Genomic DNA, 12,263 nt, shown 5'->3' with positions numbered 1-12,263 from the left:
TTTGAGAAAGCTGCCTAATGAAATAACCATGTCTAACTTTTGGGGGTCACTTCAAAGCCCTGATGTTCAGGGCTTTTTTTAATTTGATCATTTAAATCTAGCAAAACTGGGCAGGTGATGGGGAGAAATGGGATATAGTATAGAATAGTGGGGCATAATAAGCTCATTACATCATGAAGGCAGGGTTATGAAATGATATTTATTTATAATGATTACGGTGGAACCCACACAACCTCGCTGGCAGCCGCGTATCATCTAAATAAATTACCCATGCATCGTCAGCTTACTACAGAAGAGATTCTGGCGGTTGACTATTTTAATAAACTCAATACTTCCGACATGGGCAAACTCGTCTTTCACGGGCTGGATGAGAACGGAAATCCGGTATACACGCTGGGACGGGGCTCATCCAAGGTGGTTATTCCAGCCCTGAAAAATTTGAGCATGATCCTTCAAGACAAATATCAGAACGCAGAGCCGATTGTATATTCCAATACTTCCCCTACCGTTCCATTGGTCATGACGATCGGGGGATTTTTAACCAAAAGATTAAAATTGAGTTTTGTAGGCGATCCGTTATTAATCGCTGGCTCGAGGAAGTGCTGCAGCAACATCCGTGAACTGGTACTACATACCAAACAAACCGCAGCCGCGAGGTCTGGAACAGATTCCGTGATCGTTATGGAGAACAAAAATTTCTCTTCTTCTTAGCCACACGAATCGCTTCATACATATGAGAAGTTAGACCAACAAGGAACTCCATACGCATGATGACATAGGGCGTTTCTTATGAACATGCTTACCGCCGTTTACTTAAAGCGTCTTGGGGTCCGCAATTCCCTGCATCTGAGTGTGAATGAAGATTAAAAGAATGACGTCCGGGTCAATCGATTTTCTGGATGTCGTTTTTTTGTTTGTCCGCGAAACAATTTTCCTGAAAATCAATCGATTTTCAGGTGAGCCGCGTCTTACTTTATGAGTGGATTGATATGGCGGCTAATTTCCCATTACCCAAAGACAGAAGAAAGGGGGACGGTGGGGTGGAGAATACGATGAAGAAAGTCAAGGTGTCGGATTCGAAGGAGATGGAAGAAGACACTTTTTTCAACCATTTATCAAGTGAACAACGGAAATTATACTCCATAGCATTCAGTTATATGAGAAACGAAGCCGATGCGCTGGAAATCGTGCAGGAAGCGTCCTGCAAAGCTTGGATGAAGCGCAAAAAGTTGAAGGATGAGCAGGCGTTTGCCCCTTGGATGATCCGGATCACGATCAACTGCTGCATGGACGAGCTCCGGCGTAAAAAACGCATATTTCCGGTGGAGGCACTGAGGGAAGTGGCTGCCCAGGAAATACAAAGCAATGATCGGATCGATCTTGAGCAGGCAATGGATCGGATGAAGACAAAATATCGGCATGTCGTGATGCTGAAGTATTACCAGGATATGACCACGGCAGAAATCGCAAAAGTGCTCAGAAAACCGGAAGGCACGATTAAAACCTGGCTGCGTGAAGGGCTGAAGCAGCTTCGGAACTACGTGTAAGAATAGGGAGGCTAAAATACATCATGCTGGACAAAGAACAGCTCGTACTTATGAAAGATTCAACCATGTTGAACGAGAAAGCCAATTCCCTCCCGGAGTCTAAGCTGTCTACTGCAGTGCGGGGGGGAATGGAGCGGGGGAGGAAACGCGAAATGAGGCGGATGTACTCTTACGGATTGGGAGCCATGGCAGCAATGACTGCCGCAGCTCTCCTCATGTTCACGGTAAACGGATTTCCATTTACAGGGAAGCATGACCGTCTTGTCCAGACCTCCAGTATCGGCAGCGTCTCTAATCTGGAATCGTTCCCGACTGAACGGATTAAGGATGGCTCGCTGAGGAGCGCTCTTGAACGAGGTCTCATACAACCAATCAACCAGGCCATGGAGAAAAAAGAATATGGCGTCGAGATTTTGGGAGCTGTATCCGACGGCCGGAAGTCCTTTGTTCTCTTTAACGTGTTAAATCATAGTGAGGAGGAGATCATCGTACGGGATTTCACGCTTGAATATGGAGGATACGAAACTCCCTCCGTTGGAGCCATGATAACCAATATGAGCGGAAGCGGACAGATTCCCCCAGGGCAAAATTCATATTATGCTTATTCCACGAATCTTTTGCCAACGGATCCTTATACGAGTAAGGCAAGCATTCATATTACCTTATCCGATACGTCGGATCGAGCCTTGAACTCTAGCAGCAAGAAGTATCTAACCGGTATGGATTTCTCTCTGGAACTCGAACCCAATATGTTCGAAGACGCTGAACGAGCTTATTACCCGGATCGTACATTGAAGGTAGACGGACAACGGATTAACGTTCGTCAGCTGCTGTTTACGCCTCTGAACACCTATGTGGATTTGGAATATGACCACGCCAATGAGAAACAGATTTTCAAATTGCTTAATCCGGTTCTGATCGGAAAAAGCGGGGAGCATACTGAGAAGTTGTATTATCCCCAAGCGATCTTAAAGGATGACGCCAAAGTTACGCTGGTTTACAAGAACAGCCAACTGGATCAGCTGGATACGACCACGTTCAAGACGTTTGGCATCGCGGCTGTGAAAAAGGATGAGATGAACATCATCGTTGATCTGACGAAGAAACAAATCATCGATGCACCGGACGAACGTCTGCGAATGCTCACGTCCGATCAGGAAGCTGGCGCAGGAGAAGTGTATTTTCAGCGCATTCTCGAAGAAGCTCAAGCAGCAGAAAGCTTCGGGATGTGGCTGGAGGACAGCTTCACCGATGCCTCAGGGGCGAAACATAGCAGGCTATCGCCGGAAAGCAGCAGTCACAGCGGACTCCTGACGTCGGTTAAAGAGGATACAATTGAAGACAATACGACCTATAATTTTGGGGAGGACGCGCTTGAGTACCCGCAACCGCTTACGATCAGAGTCAAACAATACTGGATTCCGATTAAGGATAGTCAAGCTATAGACCTGCTCAAGAAATGAACTAATTAAATGCTAAGGATACACGATTGTCCCCTCATGGCAGAAAAGAGATCATGATCCCCAGTGAACTCTTCCTTGTGACTATGGGGGGTATTTGTAATTGTTATGCAAGCGATTCAATGCAAGTTTACCGCACGTTTCCTTCGGTAATAATGGGGGAATAGCATCTGTGAGAGGAAGGATGTTCCCATGCGGTATCGAAGAAGAACCGGCCATTCCGTCAAACACCGCACCAAAGATACCCTATCGGCTAACACATCGATATCAAATCCCGATGCCTTAAGCCCGGATATACAAAGCAATTTAAAGCATATCAGAGCAGCGCTCGGTAACAGCACCGATATCGTGATCAGGGAAATTTCGCTGGATGAAGAGGAGATACACTATATCGCTATCGTTTACACGGACGGCTTGGCGGATCAAAAGATCATCTCGGAATCCATCATGATGGTCGTAGCAGATATTGCGAAATCCCAGGTTAGGGATGATTCGGAACATTCGAGGCCATTCGACGGGCAAAAGATATTAGAGCAAATATCCCTTGTCAATAAAGAGATTCAGTCCATAACCGATTATAAAAAGTTGTTCCATTCCTTATTGTCGGGAGACACCATTTTTCTAGTAGATGGATTGAATCGAGGCATCGCGGCAGGTACAAGGGGATGGAAGGACCGCGGGGTCTCGGAAACATCGGCGGAGAATGTCGTCCGCGGTCCGCGCGAGTCCTTTTCGGAGTCGCTGCGAACGAATACGGCCCTGATTCGCCGGAAAATCAAGGATCCGCATCTGTGGATGGAAACGCAACAGATCGGTCGAGTGACGCAGACGGATGTCGCTATGATGTACATTAACGGCATTGCAAACGATAAGATTGTCGAGGAAGTCCGCACCCGGCTTGGACGAATCGATGTGGACAGTATTTTGGAGAGCGGTTATATCGAGGAGCTGATCCAGGATAAGACGTTAACTCCTTTTCCTACTGTTTATAATACCGAACGTCCGGATGTGGTTGCGTCCGAGCTGCTGGAAGGGAAAATTGCGATTATCGTGGACGGGACACCGTTTGTTTTGATTGTTCCGGCTCTCTTTGTCTCTTTCTTGCATGCTGCGGAAGATTACTACCAGCGCGCGGATATCAGCTCTTTCCTGCGCTTGCTGCGTTACCTGAGCATATTTATTTCTTTGCTTGGACCTTCCCTCTATGTTGCCATAACGACCTTTCATCACGAAATGCTGCCGACAAAGCTCCTGTTCGGGCTGGCTGGGCAGCGTGAGCAGATCCCGTTTCCTGCCTTCGTCGAGGCGGTCCTTATGGAGGTTACCTTCGAGATTCTGCGCGAGGCAGGCGTCCGGCTGCCCAAAAATATCGGATCGGCGATTTCTATCGTAGGCACATTGGTGATTGGGCAAGCCGCCGTTGAAGCGGGGATCATTTCACCCGCCATGGTCATCGTGGTTGCGATCACGGCGATTTCCAGCTTCGTCGTGCCATCCTTTAATATGTCCATTGCTTTTCGGATGCTCCGGTTTCCTTTAATGGCCCTTGCCGGATCCTTTGGCCTCTTCGGCATCTTAGTGGGGATCATCGCTCTAATTCTCCATTTGTGCAGCCTACGCTCGTTCGGAGTCCCGTACATGTCGCCTTTCGCGCCGTTAATTCCCGAAGGGCAAAAAGATACGATATTGCGACTCCCGCATTGGATGATGTTGAGCCGCCCCCGACTGATGAATCAGAACAACCAAAAGCGCAGAAAAAGCACGCCACCCCAAAAATCGCGGGAATAGATTATTGCAGACCAGCAGGAAAGTGAGTGAATTGGATGAAACGGATCTTGGCGTTGATTCTCCTGCATATCGTCTTCACGCTTTTTCTGAGCGGTTGTTGGAACCGCAGGGAATTGAACGAACTGGCCATAGCTGTGGCCGCTGGAGTGGACTGGGTGGACGGCCGCTACCGTTTAACTGTCCAAGTTGCCAACCCCGGGCAGCTCACCGCCAAAAGAAGCGGAGGTCCCCAAGCGCCTGCTACATTGTATACGGCCGAAGGCGACACCATATTTGAAGCGGCCCGTAGGATGACCCAGATAAGTCCGCGAAAAATTTATTTTTCCCATTTGCGGATGTTTCTGATGGATGAGGCGATGGCAAAGGAAGGGGTTGCCAAAGTGCTGGACTTGCTATCCAGGGATCATGAATTTAGACCCGATTTCTACTTGGTCGTGACCAAAGGAGCAACGGCGGAGGAAACTTTGAAAATCATGACGTCCATGGAAACCATCCCTGCCAATAAACTTTACGAATCGCTGCAAATCTCCGAGAAGGTATGGTCACCCAGCATGGCCGTAACGCTGGATGAATTGATCAGTGATATTACCAGCACTGGAAAACACCCCGTGCTTACAGGATTAATAATAACTGGGAATCGGGACATCGGAAAAACGAAGAAGAATGTAGAAAATATTGATACGCCAAGCCAATTGAAATATTCGGGGCTTGCCGTTTTCAAAAGGGACAAGCAGATTGGGTGGTTAACCGAGAAGGATAGCAGAGGGTATCGACTTATTACGGGGCACGTGAAAAGCTCTGTAGACTTCATACCTTGCCTCCGGAACGATGGAAAGGTTATTGTGGAGACGCTTAGGTCCGAAACGAAGCTGAAGGGAAGAATGGTCCAATCCCGTCCTGAAATGGATATCCGAATTAATATGGAGGGAAATATCGGCGCGGTAGAGTGCAGCGGCTTGGATCTGTCTCACCCTGATACCGTAAGAGACCTCGAAGTCCAAATGGAAGAAAGACTAACCCAAAGCTTAAAGGCGGTTATCGCTAAAGTACAAACGGAGCATAAAGTGGACATCTTCGGCTTCGGGGAAGCTTTTCGCCGTGAGCACCCGAAGGCGTGGAAAGGGATGAAGGACGAGTGGGAGGACCGATATTTTCCGAATCTCGAGACCCATATCCAGGTGAATTATAAAATCCGGCGTACAGGAACTACCAACGATTCATTTCTAAATGATATCAAGGAATGAGGCGAATTCATGCTGAACATCACGATCATAGCGGTTTCAGCCGTGATCTTAACCTGGCTGGAGCTGCCAAGGATGCTCCGGGAAAAAGAATACAGGGAAATCTGGGGGTTCGCGGCATTCATGATCATTGGCATGGGAATCAGCGTGGCTCAAACGGTCATGAACGATATCCCCACTCCCTTGGCTATGATCACGGTCGTATACAAGCCGCTCAGTGATTGGCTAACTGCCATCGGTTTGATCCAATAAGAAAAGGAGCGGGAAAGATGCCCGTAGTTAAAATTTCACTGCGTCAGGTCAGCATATTAACTGCCTTGTATACGATCGGAAGCGCGATTCTTATCGTTCCTTCGGGTATGGCTTCCATTGCTAAGCAAGATGCATGGATCGCCAGTTTGGTCGGTACCGGCCTTGGATTCATCATTCTGACGCTGCAGCTGCAATTGTTCAAAAAATACCCCGAAATGAATTTAATGCAGTTGACCGAGAAGCTTTTTGGAAAATGGATCGGCAAAACGATAAACGTTCTCTTCCTGCTTACGTTGTTTCTAGGCGGGCCCGCTACGGTGTTACACGAAATCGGTATTTTCATGACGATACAGATGCTGCCGGAAACCCCGATTCAAGCGATCATCTTCCTGTTTGGGGCCCTTGTTGTGCTAGGGGTGCGTTTAGGCCTCGAAGTGCTGGCTCGTTCAGCGGAAATGCTCTTCCCTTGGTTTCTTCTTCTGTTTCTATCCATGAGTATATTATTATTGTCCGAGATTAAATGGGAGAATGCTACGCCGATTTTCGAATCGGGGATTAACCCCCTCTTTCCAGCCGCGGTCACTTTCGTTAGCATTGCTTTTCTACCGCATATTGTGTTGATGATCATCTATCCGGGGGCTGTCAACCGCCCGGCCGAGGTCTACAAGGCCGTTTATATCGGGAGTCTATTCGGTGCGGTGGTGCTGTTTACGATTATTGCCTTATCGATTTTGGTCCTAGGTCCGGATATAACAGGAAGGAACCTATATCCAAGTTATATGCTGGCCAAAAAAATCAATATCGGCAATTTCCTTCAGCGTATTGAGGCGGTCATGGCGGTGATGTGGTTTATCACTTTGTTTTATCGTATTTCCTTGTATTTTTATGCTATTTCGATTGGCGTAAGCCAAATATTCAATATTAAAAACTATCAGCCTCTGGTTGTTCCGCTTGGTTGGATTCTGGCAGCCGTTTCCGTCTTCGTTTATCCCAATGTTCCATACAAGTTGGTATGGGACAACAAGACCTGGATTCCGTATACGATTACCATCGGATTTATACTCCCGCTGTTGTTGTTCGGCATGCACGGATTGCGTAAAATAGGATCCAAAAAAACAAAAAAGTCCTCGAAATCCGTCTAAACTTTGGAGGACAAAGTGGGTTGTTAGATAATCCACAGAAATCGCTATTGAAATGGATACAGCTTGGATTGTGGAACCCGTCTACTTGTAGACGGTTTTTTATGTTGAGCCGGCAGGTAAGGGGAGATTACCGCTTGTGCACTAATAGATGAAGTCACTTTGACTTCATTAAAGGAATAACGGCGATTGCGATTTATGCCAAATTTTTAGGTTTGTCACCGATCAAGCCCAACAAGAACATTTGAGAATAAGCGTAGCCTTTATATGTCTTGGATAAACACGAAGGAATCGTAAGGTCGAGATCCATATAGGTCGTCAAGATCAACTGCGTAAACTCCTTCTGGTTCGTCAAGGAATGCTCCTGCAATTGTTTAGCGAATTCCTTGCTGACATGTTCCCTTCCTCCCAATGCTTGCTGCAATTGGTATCCTGCCAAATATAACTCGGCAGCAGAATCTTCATCCGTTCTCCGATGCTCCGCTACATAGTTGCCAATCCAGTCGCGAACAAGAGTAGAAGGGTCCGTATTGTTGTCCTTCGCTATCTCTTGAAAGCTCTCCTTAAGTTCTTTGGTTAGACGGATGTGCAGATTTGTATCCATTGTCAAAAGCCTCCTTAACGTGTTGTAGATCTATTGTACTCATTTTGTGAACACAATGTCAACACAAAACACTTGCATATTAAACAAGACTCCTGGCGGATGCCTTCACTTCCTATCCATGATCTGATGCCGACTGAAACCCCGCGTACCTGGCAGTCGTATATGATACTTGTCAGCTCTGACATCGTTAAAGGGGGGAGGAGATCAATCCGTGGACAAGCAACGTAAAAAATCCGAAGATACCCGCTTTGATCGGTTCTGGTTTCGGATTATGGAAGCGATCGGATGGATCATCCTGCTCGGATCGCTATTAATGTATTGGGATTCTGCCAGGCTCACAGCCATTATAAACAAAGCTCAGCCGGTCCATCGGTTGACATTCGAAATGACTGGCTATGTACGTCTCGAAGGTCAGGCTGGAGGAGAAGCGGTATATACGGATGAAGGCAAGCTTCAAGATCGTTATGCTCTGCTCCAGAAAGAACCGTTCCGCTGGGAATGCGGCAAGGGCGGTTGCGATTACAAGCTGGATGATAACGGAAGCCACCAATCATGGGGAAGTTCAGAGTTAAACGGAGTAACGGTTGAGGCGGAACGGTTCAGGTTTTACACAGACTGGCTTCCGCTGAATTTTGCGACGGTTGACCCGAAACATATACCCTTGATTTACCAAGGAAATTCCTCACGACCGCTGCTGATGGAAAGTCCCAAGGGCACGGCTTACGGGTATTATGCCGTCTCCCCTGGAGATTGGGTTACGGTAATTGGCCGGGCTAGCACAGGTCAGCTGGAAGCCTTCACCTTACCGGGGGACGATACGAAACATCCTGTTCTGCTGATCGGTACGAGTGTTGAACAGATGTTGTCGGAAGAGAAAGGAGTCCAGACCGTGTATTTGATCATTTCTTGTATCGTCGCATTGTTGCTGCTCCCTAAAATGATCGGAAGAACCAGGCGAATCGGTGAATGGTTAAAGACTGGAAAAGCGAGGTAGCTTGATCTGCATACAGAAGCGAGGATTATGGCTGCGGAGAAGCCCGCGGCTCTTGATTACCACTCGGCGATATTGTCGAGAACGAAGGAGAAAACCGCTTTTATTCAGATGGTTGTGGATGCGGCCCGAAGTGAGCTGGGCCTTCCGCTGCAGAATGTGTGGGAAGATTAAGATTAAAAACAGCGCGACCAGCGCTATCAAGGTATACGCTGGTCACATGAAATTTAATGGGGATAAGCCGTATCAAATTCGACGCCGCACGGACCGCCATTCGAATTGACGTCCAGATTGACTTCCGTGCCGTCCTCCCGGAATAATGGCCGATAGAAGGCACCGATCTTGGCAGCCGAGGCGTTGGCGTAGTGGCAGATGAAGGCTCGGCGAAACCGGTTGGATTTGTTACGGTAGGAGCCGTGGATCAGGTTGCCGTTAAAGAACAGCACATCGCCTCTGTCCATGATCGCCGGGAGGGCCTTGCTGTCCTTGGGCGGCTTTACGAAATGGGTGGTGAACGACTCGTTCGAATCGGCTTCCTCCGGGCACACCAAAGCATAATCACTTGTTTTCGGAACGACGAGCAATCCGCCGTTCTCTTCATTAGACGCATCGATTGCGGTCCACGCCGCGATACAGTTCCCCGGCTCGACCTGCAAGTAAAAGTTGTCCTGATGCAGCGCTTGACCTCGGGAACCCGGGGGTTTGTAATAGAACATGCTTTGAGCCGCGAGTGCCGGCTCACCATACAAGTCGGCCAGTACATCCATAACAGGCTTGTGCAGCATATATTTCATCGCGGTCGGATGAAAGCGGTGCGGATGCATCACACGGGGATAACGCTTCAGCGGTTCGACAACTTCCTCGTCCAACACCGGCTCAAAGTGGCCAGGAACGATAGAATGACTGATCTCCTCAAACGTTGCTTCGATTTCCGACACCTCTTCCTGGCGGAAGAGCCCTTTTACGATTAAATAACCTTCCGTTTCGAACAATTGCAACTGCTCTTGAGTTAATACCCTTGTCTGCTTTTGCATGGGAATGCCTCCTGTACGTTTATTGTTTTTTCTATTGACAATAGAATATCGCCTGCTTAACTTGAGAGGAAGTCAGTTTTCTGCTTATTAATACCGGGATTCTGCTATTCTGTTATTACAGGTACAAAAGGAGGAGAGGTTCATGCGAAGGTCGGCGGGCAGGCACGTGAAACCTTTAGAAAGTACCGGCACCATATTCGGCGACCATTTCGATCAGGACGATGCTTATCGCTTACGTCGTCCTCATGGAATGAAGGACTGGCTGCTTGTTTATACGCTGCATGGAGAGGGCTATGTCCGGACGCCTGCCGGAGAGAAACGCTGCGGGCCCGGGCAGCTTGGCCTACTGCGCGCCAATATCGCGCATGAATACGGAACTGTGCAGGGGAAACGCTGGAACTTCCTGTGGATTCATTATCCCGGACTTCCGGAAAACAGGATGCTGCGTCATGAGGAGTTTCTGGTCGAAACGCTGCCCGATGAACGTGTCCGTGGGCGAGTCGAGCAAGCATTTCGGAATGTACTTCAAGATTCGCTGGATCGTTTGGACCTATGGGAGGCGCTGTGTGAGAATTCGTTGCGTGAAATTTTGCTCCTGCTTGCGCAGCGGATGAACAAAAGACTCGATCCCAGAGTCGAGCAGACTCTTGGTTTGCTGTCCCGATCGTTAAAAGAAGATATTCGAATTGACGCGATATCGCGAGAGATCGGAATATCGGGGTCAAGGCTGGCCCACTTGTTCAAGCAAGAAACGGGGTACACCATCGTAGAACATTTGAATCAAATGAGGGTTCGCCATGCCGCCTTATTGATGACCCATTCCGGCCGTACGGCGAACGAAGCCGCGCAGGATGTCGGGTTTAACAGTTATAACCATTTTGCCGATCAGTTTCGCAAACAGTACGGGGTTTCACCGAGGCAGTACCGCCAGGCGTGTAAGCCTACATGAAGGCTGCCAGGCTTACGTTATCCATGAATCATACCAATAGAAGCTGCCTGCAAGAGCGCTGTGTAGAATCCCGCTGTACAACCTCCATGATGAGATGTTAACTTATAAGGATGTCCCTAATATAGAAAGAAGGTATTAAGTTGGCACGATCCTTATACGTTTCACTCATCCTCCTAAGTCTCATATGGGGAGGTTCGTTTTTTTTCGTCAAAAATTTGCTCCATGATTTCGGCCCGTGGGGGATCGCCTTTCTGCGATCAACCTTCGGATTTCTCTTCATCACAGTCGTTATGCTCATCATGCGAAAGCCGTTTGCCCTGCGGCAAATCCGCTGGCTGCCAACCATCGTGATCGCGATGATCAATATGGCTCTGCCATGGACCTTAATCGGGTTTAGTGAGACCAGGATGGCCAGCAGCATGGCTTCGGTATTGAATGCAACGACGCCGATCTGGACCATGCTCGTCGGGTTATTGTTCTTCGGCTCCGTGTTTAGAAGGATTCAATGGATGGGCATGGGCGTCGCGCTTGTCGGACTGATCATTCTGCTCGGCATTCGACCAGGATCATTTATTACCGTCGATTTCATTGGGTTTGCGGCGATGATAGCTGCTACTTTGTGTTATGCTGTCGGTTCGCAGTTATCCAAACGCTTATTGGGCGGACTGAGTATGTATCAGTTAACGTTCGCGACATTGCTAGGGGCAATGGCAGGGAGTGGAGTAATCGCTCTTACAACGGAAAAGGTTGAGCTTGCCAAGATCGCGGAGCCTGCCAATATAGGTTCTCTTGTTGGCCTGGGCATCTTCGGCTCTGGTGTGGCCTATATTCTGTTCAATTATATGGTCTTGAAAGGAAGCCCCGAGTTCGCGACATCCGTCACTTATCTCGTTCCTGCAACGGCGATGATCTGGGGATATACACTGCTGGATGAACCGATTGGATGGAGCCTGATCATCGGCTTAGTTCTCATTTTATCCGGGGTGTTTATCACCAATCGCGGCGGACGAACACAAATAGAAAGAGTTGCTGTTGTACCTAAGTAACATTGAATAGCACCAAGAAGGACTGCTAAAGCTTTATATGAAGCAATCAAGTCATTAGGGGATTTCGACATAAACGAAAATAAAGAATTTCCTAAAGAGCTTCCTGAAGAAGGAAGGATGCCGATTGTGAATATGTATTTATACTTTGCTCCGCGCCGCTTAAATTGCGGCTTTTTTTATTGTTAACCATCGGGTTTAGTTATTTTTCTATT

Annotated in this window: 13 protein-coding genes; 11 read left to right on the top strand and 2 right to left on the bottom strand. The window is 48.0% G+C overall.

The window, feature by feature from the left end; translation table 11 throughout:
- The first annotated feature begins 192 nt into the window (after nucleotides 1–192).
- The 7 genes from DP091_RS23100 to DP091_RS23070 all read left to right on the top strand — a co-directional run bounded on the left by DP091_RS23100 (nucleotide 193) and on the right by DP091_RS23070 (nucleotide 7,430).
- Nucleotides 193–711 (top strand): DUF3189 family protein, encoded by a 519-nt coding sequence (locus DP091_RS23100; RefSeq protein WP_113060458.1) that lies wholly within the window; start codon nucleotides 193–195, stop codon nucleotides 709–711.
- A gap of 329 nt (nucleotides 712–1,040) precedes the next feature.
- A complete protein-coding gene (locus tag DP091_RS23095) occupies nucleotides 1,041–1,547 on the top strand; it encodes a sigma-70 family RNA polymerase sigma factor (RefSeq protein WP_373456944.1) in 507 nt (168 codons plus the stop codon).
- A 23-nt stretch (nucleotides 1,548–1,570) separates the two neighbouring features.
- Nucleotides 1,571–3,010 carry a DUF4179 domain-containing protein gene (locus tag DP091_RS23090; protein WP_113060457.1) on the top strand — a complete coding sequence of 480 codons (1,440 nt, stop codon included), beginning with the start codon at nucleotides 1,571–1,573 and terminating at the stop codon, nucleotides 3,008–3,010.
- A gap of 189 nt (nucleotides 3,011–3,199) precedes the next feature.
- On the top strand, nucleotides 3,200–4,795 hold the full coding sequence (locus tag DP091_RS23085) for a spore germination protein (RefSeq protein ID WP_113060456.1): 1,596 nt from the start codon (nucleotides 3,200–3,202) through the stop codon (nucleotides 4,793–4,795).
- A 35-nt stretch (nucleotides 4,796–4,830) separates the two neighbouring features.
- The gene (locus DP091_RS23080; RefSeq protein ID WP_113060455.1) at nucleotides 4,831–6,039 is read left to right on the top strand and encodes a Ger(x)C family spore germination protein; all 1,209 of its coding nucleotides are present in this window, start codon (nucleotides 4,831–4,833) and stop codon (nucleotides 6,037–6,039) included.
- 9 nt (nucleotides 6,040–6,048) lie between these two features.
- On the top strand, nucleotides 6,049–6,288 hold the full coding sequence (locus DP091_RS23075) for a hypothetical protein (RefSeq protein WP_113060454.1): 240 nt from the start codon (nucleotides 6,049–6,051) through the stop codon (nucleotides 6,286–6,288).
- Nucleotides 6,289–6,305: 17 nt separating this feature from the next.
- Nucleotides 6,306–7,430 carry a GerAB/ArcD/ProY family transporter gene (locus tag DP091_RS23070; protein WP_113060453.1) on the top strand — a complete coding sequence of 375 codons (1,125 nt, stop codon included), beginning with the start codon at nucleotides 6,306–6,308 and terminating at the stop codon, nucleotides 7,428–7,430.
- A gap of 193 nt (nucleotides 7,431–7,623) precedes the next feature.
- On the opposite strand, the gene DP091_RS23065 is transcribed toward DP091_RS23070, so the two are convergent.
- Complete coding sequence (locus DP091_RS23065; protein ID WP_113060452.1) at nucleotides 7,624–8,031, bottom strand: hypothetical protein; 408 nt, start codon at nucleotides 8,029–8,031, stop codon at nucleotides 7,624–7,626.
- Between the two features lie 211 nt (nucleotides 8,032–8,242).
- On the opposite strand from DP091_RS23065, the gene DP091_RS23060 reads away from it, so the two are divergent.
- Both DP091_RS23060 and DP091_RS31460 read left to right on the top strand, forming a co-directional pair.
- Nucleotides 8,243–9,025 carry a hypothetical protein gene (locus DP091_RS23060; RefSeq protein WP_113060451.1) on the top strand — a complete coding sequence of 261 codons (783 nt, stop codon included), beginning with the start codon at nucleotides 8,243–8,245 and terminating at the stop codon, nucleotides 9,023–9,025.
- Between the two features lie 27 nt (nucleotides 9,026–9,052).
- Entirely contained in the window at nucleotides 9,053–9,196 is a 144-nt protein-coding gene (locus DP091_RS31460) for a hypothetical protein (RefSeq protein ID WP_181469901.1), read from the top strand.
- Nucleotides 9,197–9,249: 53 nt separating this feature from the next.
- On the opposite strand, the gene DP091_RS23050 is transcribed toward DP091_RS31460, so the two are convergent.
- Entirely contained in the window at nucleotides 9,250–10,056 is an 807-nt protein-coding gene (locus DP091_RS23050; protein WP_113060450.1) for a phytanoyl-CoA dioxygenase family protein, read from the bottom strand.
- A 142-nt stretch (nucleotides 10,057–10,198) separates the two neighbouring features.
- On the opposite strand from DP091_RS23050, the gene DP091_RS23045 reads away from it, so the two are divergent.
- Both DP091_RS23045 and DP091_RS23040 read left to right on the top strand, forming a co-directional pair.
- Complete coding sequence (locus DP091_RS23045; RefSeq protein WP_113060449.1) at nucleotides 10,199–11,005, top strand: helix-turn-helix domain-containing protein; 807 nt, start codon at nucleotides 10,199–10,201, stop codon at nucleotides 11,003–11,005.
- A 140-nt stretch (nucleotides 11,006–11,145) separates the two neighbouring features.
- A complete protein-coding gene (locus DP091_RS23040) occupies nucleotides 11,146–12,051 on the top strand; it encodes a DMT family transporter (protein ID WP_113060448.1) in 906 nt (301 codons plus the stop codon).
- Nucleotides 12,052–12,263 lie beyond the last annotated feature (212 nt).

The sequence above is a fragment of the Paenibacillus sp. MDMC362 genome, from assembly GCF_003269305.1.
Classification (GTDB): Bacteria; Bacillota; Bacilli; order Paenibacillales; family Paenibacillaceae; genus Paenibacillus_AQ.
This window is presented reverse-complemented; position numbering and strand designations above follow the sequence as displayed.

Excerpts from the sequence above, each read along its gene's own strand:
- DP091_RS23050 (WP_113060450.1), bottom strand. The coding sequence starts at position 10,056 with ATGCAAAAGCAGACAAGGGTATTAACTCAAGAGCAGTTGCAATTGTTC.
- DP091_RS23085 (WP_113060456.1), top strand. The coding sequence starts at position 3,200 with ATGCGGTATCGAAGAAGAACCGGCCATTCCGTCAAACACCGCACCAAA.
- DP091_RS23100 (WP_113060458.1), top strand. The coding sequence starts at position 193 with ATGATATTTATTTATAATGATTACGGTGGAACCCACACAACCTCGCTG.
- DP091_RS23070 (WP_113060453.1), top strand. The coding sequence starts at position 6,306 with ATGCCCGTAGTTAAAATTTCACTGCGTCAGGTCAGCATATTAACTGCC.
- DP091_RS23080 (WP_113060455.1), top strand. The coding sequence starts at position 4,831 with ATGAAACGGATCTTGGCGTTGATTCTCCTGCATATCGTCTTCACGCTT.
- DP091_RS23065 (WP_113060452.1), bottom strand. The coding sequence starts at position 8,031 with ATGGATACAAATCTGCACATCCGTCTAACCAAAGAACTTAAGGAGAGC.
- DP091_RS23090 (WP_113060457.1), top strand. The coding sequence starts at position 1,571 with ATGCTGGACAAAGAACAGCTCGTACTTATGAAAGATTCAACCATGTTG.
- DP091_RS23045 (WP_113060449.1), top strand. The coding sequence starts at position 10,199 with ATGCGAAGGTCGGCGGGCAGGCACGTGAAACCTTTAGAAAGTACCGGC.
- DP091_RS23075 (WP_113060454.1), top strand. The coding sequence starts at position 6,049 with ATGCTGAACATCACGATCATAGCGGTTTCAGCCGTGATCTTAACCTGG.
- DP091_RS31460 (WP_181469901.1), top strand. The coding sequence starts at position 9,053 with ATGGCTGCGGAGAAGCCCGCGGCTCTTGATTACCACTCGGCGATATTG.